Source organism: Paenibacillus xylanexedens, assembly GCF_017874615.1.
Lineage (GTDB): Bacteria > Bacillota > Bacilli > Paenibacillales > Paenibacillaceae > Paenibacillus > Paenibacillus xylanexedens.
Map to the genome: position 1 here is coordinate 314,807 of NZ_JAGIKV010000004.1, position 17,388 is coordinate 332,194.

At 46.8% G+C, this 17,388-nt stretch carries 17 protein-coding genes; 5 read left to right on the top strand and 12 right to left on the bottom strand.

What is annotated here, in order from left to right:
* Nucleotide 1: 1 nt before the first annotated feature.
* From J2Z28_RS07475 to J2Z28_RS07490, 4 genes are all read left to right on the top strand, one after another.
* Nucleotides 2-187: a hypothetical protein gene (locus J2Z28_RS07475; RefSeq protein WP_036609669.1), complete on the top strand. Its 186-nt coding sequence runs from the start codon at nt 2-4 to the stop codon at nt 185-187.
* Between the two features lie 213 nt (nt 188-400).
* A complete protein-coding gene (gene pepF, locus J2Z28_RS07480) occupies nt 401-2,191 on the top strand; it encodes an oligoendopeptidase F (RefSeq protein WP_211081822.1) in 1,791 nt (596 codons plus the stop codon).
* A gap of 132 nt (nt 2,192-2,323) precedes the next feature.
* A complete protein-coding gene (locus J2Z28_RS07485; protein WP_047842377.1) occupies nt 2,324-2,704 on the top strand; it encodes a LapA family protein in 381 nt (126 codons plus the stop codon).
* A 113-nt stretch (nt 2,705-2,817) separates the two neighbouring features.
* Nucleotides 2,818-3,858, top strand: coding sequence for a M42 family metallopeptidase (locus J2Z28_RS07490; protein WP_133384232.1), 1,041 nt, complete (start codon nt 2,818-2,820; stop codon nt 3,856-3,858).
* 119 nt (nt 3,859-3,977) lie between these two features.
* Here J2Z28_RS07490 and J2Z28_RS07495 read toward each other — a convergent pair whose 3' ends face one another.
* The 9 genes from J2Z28_RS07495 to J2Z28_RS07535 all read right to left on the bottom strand — a co-directional run bounded on the left by J2Z28_RS07495 (nt 3,978) and on the right by J2Z28_RS07535 (nt 13,428).
* The gene (locus J2Z28_RS07495; RefSeq protein WP_211081766.1) at nt 3,978-4,916 is read right to left on the bottom strand and encodes a hypothetical protein; all 939 of its coding nucleotides are present in this window, start codon (nt 4,914-4,916) and stop codon (nt 3,978-3,980) included.
* A gap of 162 nt (nt 4,917-5,078) precedes the next feature.
* Nucleotides 5,079-7,010, bottom strand: a complete 1,932-nt coding sequence (locus tag J2Z28_RS07500; protein ID WP_211081767.1) for an ABC-F family ATP-binding cassette domain-containing protein — start codon at nt 7,008-7,010, stop codon at nt 5,079-5,081.
* Nucleotides 7,011-7,070: 60 nt separating this feature from the next.
* Nucleotides 7,071-7,649, bottom strand: a complete 579-nt coding sequence (locus J2Z28_RS07505) for a TetR/AcrR family transcriptional regulator (RefSeq protein ID WP_036609680.1) — start codon at nt 7,647-7,649, stop codon at nt 7,071-7,073.
* A gap of 13 nt (nt 7,650-7,662) precedes the next feature.
* Nucleotides 7,663-8,472, bottom strand: coding sequence for a DUF92 domain-containing protein (locus J2Z28_RS07510; protein WP_036609682.1), 810 nt, complete (start codon nt 8,470-8,472; stop codon nt 7,663-7,665).
* A 228-nt stretch (nt 8,473-8,700) separates the two neighbouring features.
* Entirely contained in the window at nt 8,701-9,474 is a 774-nt protein-coding gene (locus J2Z28_RS07515; protein ID WP_091017536.1) for an ABC transporter permease, read from the bottom strand.
* A gap of 17 nt (nt 9,475-9,491) precedes the next feature.
* A complete protein-coding gene (locus tag J2Z28_RS07520; RefSeq protein ID WP_100529296.1) occupies nt 9,492-10,268 on the bottom strand; it encodes an ABC transporter ATP-binding protein in 777 nt (258 codons plus the stop codon).
* A gap of 27 nt (nt 10,269-10,295) precedes the next feature.
* Entirely contained in the window at nt 10,296-11,324 is a 1,029-nt protein-coding gene (locus J2Z28_RS07525; RefSeq protein ID WP_342357481.1) for an ABC transporter substrate-binding protein, read from the bottom strand.
* Nucleotides 11,325-11,363: 39 nt separating this feature from the next.
* Nucleotides 11,364-12,812 (bottom strand): aryl-sulfate sulfotransferase, encoded by a 1,449-nt coding sequence (locus tag J2Z28_RS07530; protein ID WP_211081769.1) that lies wholly within the window; start codon nt 12,810-12,812, stop codon nt 11,364-11,366.
* Between the two features lie 58 nt (nt 12,813-12,870).
* Nucleotides 12,871-13,428: a MarR family winged helix-turn-helix transcriptional regulator gene (locus tag J2Z28_RS07535; protein ID WP_211081770.1), complete on the bottom strand. Its 558-nt coding sequence runs from the start codon at nt 13,426-13,428 to the stop codon at nt 12,871-12,873.
* Between the two features lie 389 nt (nt 13,429-13,817).
* Between J2Z28_RS07535 and J2Z28_RS07540 the strand changes: the two genes are divergently transcribed.
* A complete protein-coding gene (locus J2Z28_RS07540; RefSeq protein ID WP_211081771.1) occupies nt 13,818-14,225 on the top strand; it encodes a hypothetical protein in 408 nt (135 codons plus the stop codon).
* Nucleotides 14,226-14,347: 122 nt separating this feature from the next.
* Here J2Z28_RS07540 and J2Z28_RS07545 read toward each other — a convergent pair whose 3' ends face one another.
* The 3 genes from J2Z28_RS07545 to J2Z28_RS07555 are packed head-to-tail and all read right to left on the bottom strand — an operon-like array spanning nt 14,348 to nt 17,225.
* A complete protein-coding gene (locus tag J2Z28_RS07545) occupies nt 14,348-14,980 on the bottom strand; it encodes a fumarylacetoacetate hydrolase family protein (protein ID WP_211081772.1) in 633 nt (210 codons plus the stop codon).
* Nucleotides 14,981-15,026: 46 nt separating this feature from the next.
* Nucleotides 15,027-15,779, bottom strand: coding sequence for a glycerophosphodiester phosphodiesterase (locus J2Z28_RS07550; protein WP_211081773.1), 753 nt, complete (start codon nt 15,777-15,779; stop codon nt 15,027-15,029).
* Between the two features lie 24 nt (nt 15,780-15,803).
* Nucleotides 15,804-17,225 (bottom strand): CapA family protein, encoded by a 1,422-nt coding sequence (locus tag J2Z28_RS07555; RefSeq protein WP_211081774.1) that lies wholly within the window; start codon nt 17,223-17,225, stop codon nt 15,804-15,806.
* Between the last annotated feature and the right edge of the window lie 163 nt (nt 17,226-17,388).

The window sequence follows — 17,388 nt, forward strand, 5'->3', positions numbered from 1 at the left end:
CATGCAGCTTGACTCAAGCAATGTCGTCATCTTTATTATCCTTGCCTTCTCCCTTGGTATTGTGCTTATTCTGGGACGCAATTCCATCCCGGATCGATTAAGACGGGGAATGGCGCTTATTGCTACCCTGCTCATTTGTTTCGCCTTTTTCCTAATCGTTTATTTTCTGTATAACATGGGAGCCTAATCACGGGAACCCAGATGCTCAAATATTTCAACGTGCCTAAGGTCATACTATACGAGATTATTCGTATCGTAAGGAGGAAGGCCGTTGAAATACCAGAAATCGCTATCTGTTATACTGGTACTTAGTCTGATTCCTTCGTCTCTCTCCGCACAGGCAAGCGAGACGAAGGCAGCTTCGTCCAACCATTCATCAGATCATCAAAGGAGGATTTCCATGAGTCAATTATTGAAACGTTCCGAGGTGCCGGCTGAGCATAGCTGGAAACTGGAAGATTTATTTGCCGCTCAGAAAGCCTGGGATCAGGAATATGAAGAAGTATCATCTTTGACCAAGAAGGCCTCCGAATTCCAAGGCAAACTGAATCAACCTGATGTACTCAAATCTTGCTTCGAATTCGAAGATGAGATCAGCCTCAAAATAGAACGCCTCTTTGTGTACGCACGTATGCATCAAGATGAAGACACAGCTAATCCTACATATCAAAACCTGTCCCAAAAAGCCCAGAAATTAGGCGTACGGGTTGGTGAAGCACTTTCTTTTGTCACACCGGAGATTCTTTCCCTTCCGGATGATGAGTTGGACGCATTCATTGCGAACAAAAAACTATCTGCTTATACATTTACGCTGGAAGAGATGAAACGTGAAAAGGCTCATGTTCTAAGTCAAGCGGAGGAAGCTCTGCTTGCACAAGTGGGTAACCTTTCACAGGCACCACAGACCATCTTTAGCATGTTGAATAACGCCGATCTTAAGTTTCCCAGAATCAAGGATGAGCACGGTAACGAAGTCGAGCTGACACACGGCAGCTACATTCAGTTCCTGGAGAACCCTAACCGTGAAGTTCGCGAACGTGCCTTCAAAGCGGTATACGAAACCTATGCCAAACAGAAGAACACTATTGCGGCTGCCTTGAATGCAAATGTAACCAAAAATATGTTCTATGCTAATGTTCGGAAGTACCCTTCCGTGATGGAAATGTCCCTATATGGAGATAACATCCCAACGGATGTGTATACCAATCTGGTAGACACCATTCATGAGAGCCTTCCGTTATTGCATCGTTATATGGACTTACGCAAAAAGTTGCTGGGTGTAGATCAATTGCACATGTACGATCTGTTCGCTCCACTCGTAGACGAATACAAAATGGATATTACCTATGAGGAAGCGAAACAAACGGTCAAAGATGGTCTGAAACCACTCGGCAAGGATTATGCAGATGCATTGCAGACTGGATATGATAACCGCTGGATCGATATATATGAGAATGAAAATAAACGTTCAGGCGCATATGCCTGGGGCGCTTACGGCACTCACCCGTATGTCTTGTTGAATCACAAAGATAACCTGAACAGCATGTTCACACTTGCACATGAAATGGGTCACGCTCTGCATTCACATTACTCGGATACAACACTTCCGTATCGTGATGCCCAGTACACCATCTTCCTGGCAGAGGTTGCATCCACAACAAATGAAGCGTTGCTGATGGATTATCTGCTTAACAAATCAACAGATCCAAAGGAAAAATTGTATCTGTTGACCTATTATGCCGACCAATTCCGAACAACGGTATTCCGTCAGACCATGTTTGCTGAATTCGAGAAAATCATTCATGAACGTGCGGAACAAGGTGACGCATTAACACCACAATTGTTATCCGAGATCTATTATGATCTGAACGTTAAATATCACGGAGAAGGCATGGCTGTTGACAAAGAAATTGAAATGGAATGGGCTCGTATTCCCCACTTCTATAACAGCTTCTACGTTTACAAATATGCTACAGGCTTCTCCGCAGCGACAAGCTTCTCCAAGCAAATCCTGGAAGAAGGCCAACCGGCTGTTGACCGTTATCTTGGCTTCCTGAAGAGTGGTGGCAGTGATTACTCCATCAATATTCTGAAAAAAGCAGGTGTGGATATGTCTACACCACAGCCAATTCGTGAAGCTATGAGTGTCTTCAAGGAACTGATTGAACAGATGGAGCAACTAACCAAATAAGGTTGTCTTTCCATGTGACCTGCATCCCTTGCCCGTTTGGGCAGGGGATTTTATCATCAATGCAAGATGCAACCTACCCGAATATGGGTAATGCATATCTAGTTCTCAATTGTTCAACAAGGAGGCAACACCATGAAAATGCAATGGGCACTCATAGCAGGTCTTGTTTTTGCACTGCTCACGGGAATCTTTGCGGTTATTAATGTGGATTCCGTACAAGTCAACCTGTTATTTAACACGGTACAAATCCCGCTGATCTTGCTGATTCTCGGCTGTACCCTGATCGGTGGAATTATTGTAGGGTCATATGGCATCTATCGCCAATACAGACTGCAACGTGAGAATAAACAATTGAAATTGCGTGTATCTGAATTGGAAAGTTCCGCGACAAGCAAATCTACGTTGGATTCTTTCAAATCGATGGATTCGCTTGACTCAAATGAATCCGACAGCCTATTGGAGAATGATTCGATCCAGAGTCAGCGCAAAGGAAACCCTACGGGAACACTGTAACCAATCAGAGACAGCCTGCTGGCGAGTCAGGAATGGTAGTATCACATTCTCTCCCCCAGACAGGCTGTATTTTGTTTCACACCATACCCATGATCCGAGGAGGAAATTACACAATGAGTTTTACAATTGATGAATCATACGTTCTGTCTTTCCTGAAAAAATTGTTGGATACACCAAGCCCAAGTGGTTACACACATCATATTATCGAGATGATCCGGAAGGAAGCAGCAGCACTGGGCATTGCCTGTGAGCTGAATAACAAGGGCGGTGCGGTGCTTACATTGCCCGGACAGGACTCTTCCAAGACAATTGCTTTAAGCGCTCACGTGGATACGCTAGGGGCCATGGTACGCTCGGTTACATCATATGGCACATTGAAGCTTACCTCTGTCGGTGGCTTTTCGATGCAAAGTATTGAAAACGAATATTGCAGCATCCATACTCGGGATGGAAAGACATACACAGGCACCATTCTCTCCCTTCATCCATCTGTCCACGTTTATCCGGATGCACGTACCTTTGAACGGTCCGAGAGCCATATGGAAGTTCGAATCGATGAGGTCGTCTCCTCCAAGGAAGATGTGTTGAAACTTGGGATCTCTGTCGGCGACTTTATCTCCTTCGATGCTCGCGCAGTCATCACGCCGAGTGGTTATATCAAATCACGTCATCTGGACGACAAAGCCAGCGTGGCTGCCCTCTTTGGCATCCTTGAGTCTGCACATCGTGAAGGCTGGAAACCATTACATAACGTCTCTCTGCTGATCTCGAACTATGAAGAAGTTGGACATGGCGCATCGTATATCCCTGCGGAAATCAGTGAAATGATCGCTGTAGACATGGGAGCCATGGGTGATGACCTCAGTTGTAAAGAAACCGACGTTTCCATATGTGCCAAAGATTCTTCCGGCCCGTATGACTACGATATGACCAGTCGTCTCATTGAACTGGCCAAACAAGATGGAATGGATTACGTCGTCGACATTTATCCCCACTATGGCTCAGATGGCAGTGCAGCATTACGCGGAGGAAACAATATCCGAGCAGCACTGATTGGTCCTGGAGTTCACGCATCTCATTCCATGGAGCGCACACATAAGGATGCTGTCCTGAATACGGCACGATTGCTCGCAGCTTACATTACAACCAAGTAAAAAAGAATCATTGATCGACGAAATTATCATGGATAACATCCACATGTTCGTCTAAGCAGAAGGCCCCTTCCAAGCACACAATTCGGTGCGTTTGGAAGGGGCCTTTGTTGTCATATCTTTTAATCTGCCTGTTCGACATATGCATGATACTTACGATCCAGTATCTCTAACTCTGCCTTATGGTCACGCATTTCATTTCTTAGCACATGGATAGTCTTCCGAACCGCACTCAGTCCATCCTTCACCTGACGTTCGGCTTTGCGAATTTTGTCCTGAACCATCCAGTCCACGAAGAGGTTATCGAAGAAATAGTCTGCGAATGAAAGCAGACCTCCCAGATGCAGATCGGCGTGTACTGCCATCTCTACATCCTCCAGTTCCTTCTGAAAACGTCGTAGACGCTTACCTGCATCCATGATGGCGACCTGAGCGTCATCCATTCGTCCTCGCTTGATATGTGTGGAGATGACCCCACCGCCCATCATGTCATATACACCCCAATTGCCTGCCGAAGCCAAAGCCTTCTCGGCACGTTCAAGGGCATAGAGCAGGTATTCCCCCTCCCGGAAAGCTTCATCCAGTTCCTGAAGCTCACTCGCCAGATGTTCCCGATTCTCAGCCATGTGTTGTAATTCCGCATCCTGGTCCAGCAGACGACCTTCTTTCTTCCCCCACAGCGCGTTGTAGTCGCTCTGCCAGTACTGATACTGCCGCCCGCCCTCCAACTCCTGCTCCACATGAATTCGTTGCTCCTGTACGTCTTGTAACATGCGACAAGCGGTGTCGTATGCAGCCTTGCTCTCCATGAGTTCCAGCTCTTCCTTCTCCAGACGCTCTGTCTTCTTGCCAATCAGTTGATAGAAAAATGCCGACAATGTCATACTGTTCAGTCGATCAACGTCCTTCTGCTCCTTCTGGAGATGCTCCAGACGACGTTTTACCTTTGCTTCCCATTCGCTTTCCTCCGTTTGAAGCTTCTCCAGACGTTTGGTCCATTTCTCGTAAATTCTCCCCTTTTCCTTGAGCGCTGCCAACTGTTGATTAATTTCTTTATACATAAGTGTGGTGTTCTCTCCCTTCTATGGAATTCTTTACTTATAAAACGTAATGAACATACAGAACGTTTCACTTTAATGCGCAAATTCACAGACAAAAAATCGCCCTTTTCTCCAATGCGACATAAAGTCACTATAGAAGAAAGGGCGATGTTTAGTTATAAATCAAGACTTGCTCTGTTCAATCTGCTCTGCAAGTTCATTCAGAACGGTCCAGCGTTCCATCAATTCATCCAGATGACGTTCAGCCTCAACCTGCTCCGCCATCAACTCCTGCAGACGGGCAGAATCACTAAATGACTCTTCCATCTCTTTGTTAATCCGGACAAGATTGGCTTCAGCCTTCTCAATATTTTCATCAATCTGGTCGTATTCACGTTGCTCCTTAAAGCTGAATTTCAACTTCGGTTTAGCCGCTGACACAGCAGGTGTCGTTTTCTCCGATGACTGCTTCACCTTCGCCGCTCCTGTGTCACTATCTTGAGTAGCTCCGGGTATATTTTTCAGCATCCATTCCGCATACTCACTGTAGTCGCCGACGTGTACACGTACAGCACCGTTGCCCTCAAAAGACAGCACTTTATCCACAGTACGATCAAGGAAATAGCGATCATGGGATACCGCAAAGACAACACCCGGAAAATCATCCAGATAGTCTTCAAGTACAGCGAGTGTCTGGATGTCCAGATCATTCGTCGGCTCATCCAGGAGCAATACATTCGGCGCAGCCATCAGCACACGCAGCAGATACAGGCGACGCTTCTCTCCACCAGACAGACGTGAGATTGGCGTCCACTGGGATGCCGGAGTAAACAGGAACCGCTCCAGCATCTGGGATGCTGTAATCAGAGAGCCATCAGCTGTTTTCACATTCTCGGCCACTTCCTTGATGTACTCAATCACACGAAGAGATTCGTCCATCTCCTGATGTTCCTGTGTGAAATAACCCAGATTGACCGTAGGACCGACGTCAACCACGCCTGCATCGGGTTCCAACTTGCCAGATATCATCTGTAGCAACGTGGACTTACCACTACCATTCGGTCCGACAATCCCTACCCGATCTCCAGGTACGGCAATATAACTCAGATCTTCAATCAGCGTGCGGCCACCTACGGATTTGGAAAGATGCTCGATCTCCAGAATCTTTTTACCCAAACGAGTGGAGCCAACCGATACTTCCAATGAACCCGAGCGCTGGATTCCTTGTTGGTCTTTGAGTTGTTCGAAGCGATCAATTCTCGCTTTTTGTTTCGTCGTCCGTGCCTTGGCGCCACGACGAATCCACGCAAGCTCTGTCCGAAGCAAGTTCTTACGCTTCTGTTCAGAAGAGGCTTCCCGTTCTTCACGCTCCGCTTTCAGTTCCAGAAAGCGTGTATAGTTGGCTTCATACCGGAACAAACGTCCATGATCCAATTCGAGCATGACATTCGCCACACGATCCAGGAAATACCGATCATGCGTAATCATAAGCAGTGCGCCGCGGCGCTTCTGCAAGTACTGCTCGAGCCATACGACCGAATCATTATCAATATGGTTCGTCGGCTCATCCAGAATGAGCAGTTCGCAAGGGTGAATCAGAGCAGCAGCGAGCGCTACCCTTTTGCGTTGTCCACCAGACAATGTGCCCATCAGTGCATCGAATTGACGAATACCCAGTTTGGACAAAATGCTCTTCGCTTCACTCTCCATCTGCCAGAGCTGCAGCTGCTCCATTTGCTGATTCAAACGTAATAATCGCTCTTGCAACGCTGGATCGGACGAATTCAGTTCCAATAATTCCATCGTTTCCGTATATTCACGCACGGTTTTCATTTCCATGCTGTCACCTTCGAATACTTGTTGCAGTACCGTATTATCCGGATTGAAGTCCGGATTTTGTGCCAGGAACTGAATACGTACGTCATTACCGATCGAGATCTGTCCCGCGTCTGCAGGTTCCATACCGGATATTACACGCAAAAACGTGGATTTTCCGGTTCCATTTACCCCAACGACACCAATCTTGTCCTGATCAGCCATACCAAATGAAGCATCCTTGAACAATATTTTTTCGCCATAACTTTTTGCAATTTGCTCTACCGTCATTATGTTCATTGCTCGTACCCACTTCTCTGTAAATTAAAATTCAATATTACGTACATCCGCGCACTTACTTTAAACTTGTAAAAAAGAACGGCATCCATCCAGAAACAATGCTGCTGCAAAAGCAATTCGTTTGTTCAGATGTTCCTCATTAAACTCCGGATTCAACATGATATCCATCTTCAGCCGGTCCAGAATTCCAATATAAGCTTCAGCGAGCAATACAGGCTCAGGTACACTTGCACTTTCCAATACCTCACACACCATACTCATGTATTGATTCATGAATGCCTTCATGAATTTCATCAGATCCGGATCATTATTGGGTGCCATAAAAAAGAGCTTGGTATGATTGCGGCGCTCATAATAATACGTAAGGTGGGTCTTGGCTATTGCTCCAAGTTTATCACCTGTGTTCTCATACGAGTTCAAAGCATATTCAAGACGGCTGATAAAACTGTTACAATCCCGCTTGGATACTGCGATAAATAATTGTTCCTTGCTTTTAAAATATAAATAAATGGTGCCTTTTGCGATGCCGGCTTCGTCTGCAATATCAGACATTTTGGTCTCATAAAAACCTTTCGAGCCAAAAATACCATAGGCCGCATCCAAAATAGCCTCCGATTTGTCTCCCTGTACAGTGCTCAAAATGTACTCCCCCCTACAACGCCAAAATGTTACCTAAACCAATCGCCACACATCCGCCGATCACCGAGCTAAGCACGTTCACCAGGTCGTTACTCATCCATGCCCAGCCACGAGCCCGAACCGTTGGATGCCCGCAATGTTCATGTACCTCAACTTCACGGCCACAAACCGTACAACGATACATCATCTGCACCGTTGCGCCCAGATAGGAATCGGCAAAAGCCCCTGCCAACCCGCCTGCAAGACCGACAAAAGTCCAACTAAACAGACTAAGCCCTTCTATCCCGGCGATCCAGGAAAACAAGAATGCTCCCGCACCAATCAGAGCCCCGCCTACGGCTGCAGCCACGGTGCCGAGAAGTGAGACACCCCCTGAAGCACCTGGCGTAAGTACCTTCCACGTGAGAACAGAGCGAGGCGGCTTGCGACTGAGACTCCCAATTTCGGTTGCCCATGTATCCGATGTAACGGTAGCCATTACACCAATGAAAGCATACACCCATGCCGGATGTGGAAATATCCAGTATCCCAGACATAGGAACATGCCCATTCCACCATTAGCCATCACTTGTCCGGCATCCCGATTTCCTGACTTGGCATAGGATTTCTCCAGCTCCTGCTTCCGATCTTTACGAAACCTGGAGAGCAACGTTGAAGTAATGAAAAACAACAATAACGTGCCAAACCAGAACAGGTTACCCGCTCCGTAATATATCGTTCCCATCATGATGGCTGCCAGGCAACCAGACAAGGTTAGCGACTTTTTCGCATAGGCAGCACCTGCCACCATAGAAGCGCATACGGCGCCAATAATCCAATCCATAATGTCTCCTGCATGCAGCGTATGTACAGCCAGCATGACGTTTATTGTATTTTTGAAATTCAATTATACCACGGTTTGATCCCAATGCCGAAACTCCTTACGCCAGCACACAAAAAACCTGTTTTGGCCTCGTGTAGAAGTACCAAAACAGGTTATTGATCAAACGTTAAAACAAGATAACTCCCCTTTTCAAATAACGTCTGTAATTCAATGTTCCTATGTCCTAATTTAGACCCGCTTCGCTCCGCCAATGACCCCATATCGGTAGAGTACTCTGCGACCAAACCAGTTGAACAATCGATCCGTCAGGAATCCCATAAAACCCAGGGAAATCAGTCCGACAAAGATCCAATCTGTTCGGAAAAAGAGTCTGGAGTTCCAGATTAAGTAACCCACTCCCTCATTCGAGGCAATCATCTCAGCACCGATTATCGCCATATAAGAAGTCCCCATCGCCAGTCGCACACCCGTGAAGATATACGGGGTTGTTGCCGGAACAATTACATGTAACAGAATCTGCCGTTCATTGGCTCCCATACTGCGGGCCGACCGGATTTTATCTTCTTCAACGGAGAGAACACCTGTCAGTGTATTCAGCACAACAATGAAGAAGGTTGCGTACATAATAAGCGCGATCTTGGATTGCTCTCCAATTCCGAACCACACCAGGAATAAGGTGATAAAAGCAATTGGCGGGATAAAACGTATAAAGTTAAGGAATGGCTCGGCGAACAGCCGGATGATATGCACTTTGCCAATAATCAATCCTACCGGAATAGCAATGATGCTTCCGAGTACCCAGCCTGCCAGTACACGAGTGAAGCTGATTCCGATATACTCCATCAGCGTACCGTCAGCAATCAGTTCGCGTGCTCCCAGGATCGTGTGCCACGGACCAGGGATTACGTCAGGCCCATAGATGAGGGCACCGAGCTGCCAGATTAAGATGACCGTTACCCATAGAAGCGGGATAGACACCCATTTTTTCTCCAACCATTTCATCTTGTATATCACCTCAATTATTCTTCAAAGTGGCCTTGAATTCGGTCATACAAAGTGTTGAACTCAGACGAGGCGATGTTCCTCGGATAAGGTAAGTTGTTATTGTAAATATCCGTTATATTTGAAGACGGACCTACAGACATAATGCCTATGCGCTCACCAAGCAATAACGCCTCCTGAATATCGTGTGTGACAAAGATAACGGTTTTATGGGTTTCTTTCCAAATATTCACCAGTTCCTTCTGCATGGTCCGTCTCGTCATCGCGTCCAGCGCACCGAATGGCTCATCCATTAACAAGATCGCCGAGTCATTCGCAAGTACCCGAGCCAATTGAACCCGCTGCTTCATGCCACCCGAGAGCTCTTTCGGAAATTTCCCCTCATGAGCACTCAGTCCCACAAGCTGGATGTAACGATCAGAGATCTCACGTCGTTGTGTCTTAGGCACCTTGGACATTCGAAGTCCGAATTCAACATTTTCCCTCACAGTTAACCATGGAAAGAGAGAAGAATCCGCCTGCTGGAATACCATTGCCCGATCCCTGCCCGGTCTATCGATCTCCTTGTTGTCTACCTTGAGCTGTCCGCCCGACTTGGAGATAAAACCCGCGATCATGTTCAGCAGCGTTGACTTCCCACACCCACTGGGACCAAGCAGGACAAAGAACTCTCCTCCCTTGATAACCAGATCGACATCCTTAATGATATAATGCACATCCCCATTGGTCGGGGCATGATACGTTTTCCGCAGCTGTTCAATATGAATGGTATGCTGAGTTGCAGGTAAGGACATAACGGACACCTCCCATTTCAATAAGAATTATTTACTATATGTCACTTTTTCCGGCAGACCCTGCTGGAGAGAAGTCAGATCGAGTTTGGTGTCGAGATCAAAATCCCGTTCGATGATTCCGGTGTCCACCATATATTGCTTCTGACCTGCCAAACTATCATAAGCAGCCTGCGTAAATCCAACGTTCCATGGATTGATCGGAAGGTCTTTCAACGTGGCATCTTTAGGCTGTTTGGTCTCTTGATACATCAGATCTGCAACCTCTTCAGGATGTGCTTGGGCATACGTGGATGCCTCATCAAGCGCCGCAAGGAAATCACTTATCTTTTCGGGGTTTGTATGGATGAATTCATTACTCGATATCAGCCCCATACCAAGGCGGATAGGCGTCTGAGACATATCCGTCAGTTGATGTACTCCTTCGAGTGCATCGAATTTATCGGTTAACGCTGAACCTATGACCCAAGCGGCATCAAGGTCTCCCTGTTTCAGTGCGATGTAGGCTTCATCAAAAGCACCCTGACCAATTTGCGTCACATCACTCAGCGCCACCCCCTGATCTTTCAAATATTCATCCCATAGATATGGAATAAATGTGCCTCGAATGAAACTCACTTTCTTGCCCTTCAAATCCGCTCCACTCTGAATATTTTCCCTTGCATACAGCTTCCAGGCGGCTGCCGCTTCATCCGTAGTCTGGCCTGCAGAAGCGATGACTGAATATTCCCCTTTAGACAAAGCATTTAATACAGGGAAGTCCGCACCGTAAGCAATATCAACCTGTTTGATAAATAGTGCATTTACACCTTCAGCCGGTGAGCCAAACGTAATACTCTCTGCATCAATGCCCCTGTTTTCAAAAAAACCTTTGGCAATGGCTACCCTGAACGTTGGGTTCGTACTTGTATCTGCGATTCGAATTTTTACAATATCGGTATTGTTGCCGGTAGCGTCTTTTGCTCCAGATCCTGCTGCGTTTGAACTGCATCCGGATAATAGGAGTGCCGTAGCCAGAAATAATATCAATATGCCAGTTACTATGGATGGTTTTCTCACAATATACACCCCATTCGATCTAGTCATGATTCTTGAAGCCTAACCGCCCGACTTGCCTTCATCCGACGTTGCCACACAGGCTGCACCCTCCACAAATGGAAGAGTTGTCTCAACGCTCACGATGGATGCAGAACCTTTGGGTGCTGCTCCCGGGACCCTGTAGGTGGAGACATCAATGGCTTCGATCGCAACTTCCTGCGGTTTCTCCAACTGTGGAACCCACTGATAAGGAACTCGATATGAGCGATAGACCATATTGGTATTCCGCCCATCAGTGTAAGGAGAAACATACTCCCATACCAGCTCATGCTCCGTTGTGACTTCAAACAATCTGCCATTGGAACCCTCGGTTATTAGGGTGTTGCCGTTAGGTAAACGCTGGGCGGAACTGATGTATGGGCTATAAAATTTATAAGAATCCGTCGGAACCGAGAAACCTGCTTCTGCCGATGTATACTGCCAGACAATCTCCAGAGTGACCGGGTTAATCTCCAGTACACGGGAGTGATCCCGAATCGCATGTTTCAATCCAAATGGAGAAGCCGGATTCGGAAGGCCGTAACCTGCCCAGCCGCCATTGTCGAATACGAGCAAGTTGCCTTCACCCGGTAGACCTTGGGGAATGATATGTGCATGATGCTGCCCGATAATTGTGCCGATGTGTTTCACTTCAGGTGAAGTATAGTCTGGCCCTAATCTCCACACGATCTTTCCACTCTGTCTGTCTGTAATGGCAATAATGTTGGCCTCTCTGGCATCCCAGATAATATTGTCGGGGTGGAACCGTTCGTCTCCCTCTTCATAGAAACGGTTGGGTCCGACATAAGAAGCAGAATTAATATGTAACCAGTCACCAACGCCACCACCCAGATGACCGAAAGAACGTGTATTTGGATCACGGAACAGGACATTTCGAGCAGCTTCATCAAAACCTAATTCTTCAAAATGTTCGTTAGGCAGCCACTCCCAGAGTACCTTCCCCTCCCAATCGACTTCGATAATGGCATCATCAAGCAATGGCTTATCTGAAATTTGCGGGTTACTCACATTTTTGTGAGCCAGAATAAGGGTTTTGCCACTCTTCGTCTTTGGCGCAAGGCCAGGTGCATAATAACCTACCGGATTCCCCTCACGCTGATAATCATGATGCTGGCGGGCATACCATAGTGGCTCATATCCCGGATCTTCGATGTGTTCGTAGCTATTGTATTTCCATACAATGTTGCCGTCCCAATCCACTTGGACCAAATCGACATTGTCCTGAATACCGAACTTTGGATCTCTCCGACCCGTGCTGCCCAGCACGTAGCCGCCAGGTAATATTTTGGCCGGAAAACCTAACAATCCTTTCCACAGGTGAACCTCCTTGCCATTCATATCGATCAATACTACGCCTTCTTCACCTGCCTGATAGACGGTATAACCGCCCCAAGCCTTATCCGGATTGTATAACGTCGCTCCAGTTGGATATATTGTTGAGTGTCCCATTGATCATCTCTCCCCTAGAATGTTTGTGTATATCAAATGTCCTTACTTTGACCCAACCTCAATAACTGAGATAGTTACTCTTCCCGGTATTTTCCCGTTGCTTCTGCTCAAGGTCACTTGTGGAGGACTGATCATGTTCTTGTATCCCGTTGCTCTCCACCAATTCCAGCACCGTGTCCGAGAACCCCTCCAGATTCGCTACTACCCGCTCGTAGAATTGACTTTGCTGCTCCAGTTCCTCACTCGTAAAACCCTCAAACAGAAGCGTGATACATCGGGCACCGATGTTGCTGTTTCTCGCATACATCTCCCGCCCGCTCGATGTGATGTCTAGTAAAACCGTCCGGCGGTCGTCTTCCTTTCGTCTGCGGATGGTGAGTCCCTTTTTCTCCAACTTATCGGTCAGAGCTGTAATGGCACCCGATGTGAAGTCCAATTGTTCTGCCAGATCTCCAAGCCGCTGTTCTCCCTCACGAATGATTTTGTGCAGGATAAGCATGCCTGGCAGGCTGATACCTTCTACAGAGATGCGATCCCGCTCTTTGACAAATCGTCTGACCATTTTGCGAAATAACCAATCCGTCCGCTCCAATGCTTCCCAGTCTCTATCACTCATTTCATAACCTCCTTGATCGTTTGAAGCTTCAATAAAGATACGAAAAAAGGCCCCCGAGGACATTCCTTAGAGGAGTAGTCCCGGGAGCCTTTGGTGGTCCAATCAGCTCAATGCAGTTTTCAGTTCAAATTAGTTCACTGTTCATTTAATGAGTATTAAAATAATTGAGATTATCATATAACCAACTAACCCAACCTGTCAAGTGCGAATTGTATTAGTGATCTTTTCTTGTTGCGGTCGTTCTCCGCTAGGTTGAAATTACTTATCCTGTTTTAAGTTTCACTTCAGGTTTCCCGTTTACACTATTCTCAGATCGAAACATCTACAACTACATCAACGACAAGCTACGATTCAGTTCGTACTCAACTACAGAAATGAGGATTATCCATATGAATATGAAAAGAGTCATTATTATAGGCACAATGATTGTCACTATGTCCTTCGCTGGAACAGCCTGGGGCCAGTCTGCCATCTCTCCCATACCTACTGCTAAATGGTCCATCGTTGACTTGGACACTCGTGAGGGAAGCAGTGATGAGCTGCTCGACGCTCTGAATCAGGCTTCAGAAGTGGATCTGTACCAGGAACTGTACAACGGCAAATCACTGAGGACGATTACGGAAGAAAACAACGGGAATTTGGATGAGGTCATTGCTATACAAGTAAGGCAGCTCAAGGAACAGTTGGATGAACGGCTCGCAAGTGGAAGTATCAGCTCGGAGCAACATGCTGCACAACAAGCTGAACTGGAAGAGTTGGTCACACAGAGCGCAAACACAGCGTATAATTTGGCCTAAATTAGTAGCGTATCCGTACGATGAAGATATAAACATATATCCACGATAGCACAGCAAAAAGGAGCGTATTCACGCCCCTTTCTTGTACCCTATTCATCTCAAGCAGGTATGATGTGTAATCCTTATTGCGCTGCCCCAATCGTGCAGGCACCCAGGGATTCGCCGTCCCATGCCAGTTCGAGCACATCTCCTGCTTGTGTTGGTCCAACACCTTCAGGTGTTCCTGTAAAAATGACATCGCCCGGCCCCAGGCCATAATGATGACCTACATAATCCACAATATCCTGTAAACTGAAGATCATGTTACGAATGTTACCACGCTGGACTTCCTCACCATTTTTGGTCAATGTAAAGTCTTTCTCAAGTAAAGCTGCCGCACCCGGGAATGCCTGAAATGCAGTAACCGGAGCGGAATTTTTGAACCCTTTGGCCGCTGTCCACGGGTGGCCTTTTTTCTTAATCACGGTCTGTACGTCACGTAACGTAAAATCAATACCAAATGCATACGCCTCCACCAGCTCATCTACCGCCATACCTGGCTCATAACTCTGGCTGATTTGCACGACCAGCTCAGCTTCATAGTGAACTTCACCCTTGCTAGCAGGCAATTCAAGCGTTTCACCATTCAGGGGCACGACTGCATGAGAAGGTTTCATAAAGATCATTGGCTCATCCGGAACCGCGTTACCCAATTCTTCCGCATGAAGTTTATAATTGCGTCCTACACAGTATACATTGCGAATGTTAGTCAACATGGGTATATTACCACCTTTATCGGATTCATTAGTGCATATAGTAAAGTTAAGGTCTGAAAAATCGGCTACTTGTCTCCTGAAATGCCAGCTCCCACACGTCAGGACGGTTCGTACATAACATCAGTTCTGGATCAACTGCCGCCAGTTTCTTCATAATGGTCTTGTCATCCACTGTCCAAGCCATCACCCGAATGCCTGCACTCCGCATCTCGTTCATTAAGGATTTGTCTACATTGGTGTATTCAATCGAGAGGAATGTACAATTCATCTGCCGCAGCGCGGTTAACAGGTCACCTGGTCGTGCATCGATAATTAGCCCCGTCTGGATCTCCGGTGCAAGTTTCTTCACTTCGATCAGTGCGGCTGGTTCAAATGAGGTGATCACAACATCATTTTGCATATGTCTTTTTCTCACTTCATGTATAACAGCCGCAGGCAGACCCGGGTACATGTCTCCCTGCGTTTTCAGTTCAATGTTCAAACGCACTCTGCCGCACGAGCGATCTAACAATTCACTTAGCGCCGGAATCCGTTCTCCTTTGTAAGACCTGTTTTTCCATGCTCCGGCATCCAGACGTTGCAGATCAGCCCAATCAGTTTCCCGAACCAGGCCCTTGCCATTCGTCGTGCGATCCACTGTAAAATCATGAATAACCACGGGCACACCATCACGCGACAACTGCACATCCAACTCCATCCACTGAACTTCAGGCCGCTCCATGGCCATCAGGAAAGCAGCCATCGTATTCTCTGGTGCAATAGAAGAAAATCCACGGTGTGCTACACAAAGGTTGTTCATTCGATTCCCTCCTCAAAAAGGTTTTTAATTAGGTGAAGCGACTCCATTCCCATCATATCGAATACCCAGGGAGAGCTTTGCCATCTGTTCCAACAGCAGTTTGTTCGCCTCATCAATCATTGGAATGGCCTGACCTAGCCCGGCCTCATAAGGGATAACTTTCATGCTGCAAGCTGCATCTTGACTACAGCGAGCCTGAAATACCGCCGTTTTCCACGTCTCTTCGGTTGTTGATCTAGAGAAAATGAAATTTCCCGTACTGTATGCAATCCACTTCCCCTTATAGTACTCCAACCCTTGCAACACATGAGGATGACCACCTATGACCAGATCAGCGCCAGCATCTACAAACTCATGAGCCAATCGGGTCTGGTCACTATTCGGAGTACTTACACGTTCCTCTCCCCAGTGTGCAACCACGATCACCAGATCAGCCTTCTTACGGGCCTCCTGGATCGCTTTGACTGCTCCTGTGGAATCATAGGCTTCAGCCACGCCAGCCCGATTGCCTTCAGCCTTCCAACTCGTTTCCGGTACAACTCGGGAGAACCCAAGCAATGCAATCTTCATGCCTTTGCGTTCCAGATATGCTGGTGCGTAGGCCTCATCCCTGTTCATACCTGCCCCGGTGTGAGCTATGCCATATTCCTTGAGATAGGTTAACGTATCCACCAAACCCTCTACGCCCTGATCCAAAATATGATTGTTAGCCAAATTCACAGCATCAAAACCAGCTGAAGCCATTGCAGCCAATGCTTTGGGCGATGATTTGTAGACATAGGTTTTATCAGCTGCACTGGTACCACCCAGGGTTATTGGTGTCTCCAGGTTACCGATGGTAAGATCATCATCCTTGAATAACCTGCCGAGTTTGGCAAAGGGATAATCATAACCGTTTTTATCCAGCAGTTCAGCAACTTTGCCCGAAAATTGAATATCACCAACAAAGTTAATTGTGACATCCTTCGCTGAATTGGAAGGTCTTGACACCCCTGATTCGGTATCCGCACCTGCATTTCCCTTAGTGCCGGATGGTGTCAAAGTTGTGCCAGGTTTTTTCGTTCCAGAATCGGCTTTCCCACTATTGGTGCTGCCTGAAGAGTCAGATGTCGCTACGCCGGATGTCTTTTCTACATCCTCTGTTGTCTCTTCATCCGTAGCTTTAGGATCTTCTTCCGAAGTCTCATCGGATTCCGAGTCTGGAGAAGTTACTTGATCCCCGCCTTTGGCATCCTCACTAATGGAAGACTCATCCTGATCGACGATTTCTTGCTTCACCGGCTGGTCTGCCTGTTGCTGACGTGAATTAATGACATAAAAAATGCCCACCAAACCAATTGCAATGATCAATACAATATTAACTGTCCAGATGATTGTGATTGTATTGCGGGTGCGTTTACTACCTTTTTTCTTCTTTACACTTCGCTCTGATCTTGGGGGATACATAAGCAACTCCTCTTCTTCTTCACAGCCATACATACCATTATATCAGGCATATTCTGGATTTCCATCATTCCTTGGAACTGTATCGATTGAAAGGGTATGAACTCAGTTAGCTTCCAGATCTTCACATAAAAAAAGCCATCTCTCCAGTAGATAATTCTACGTT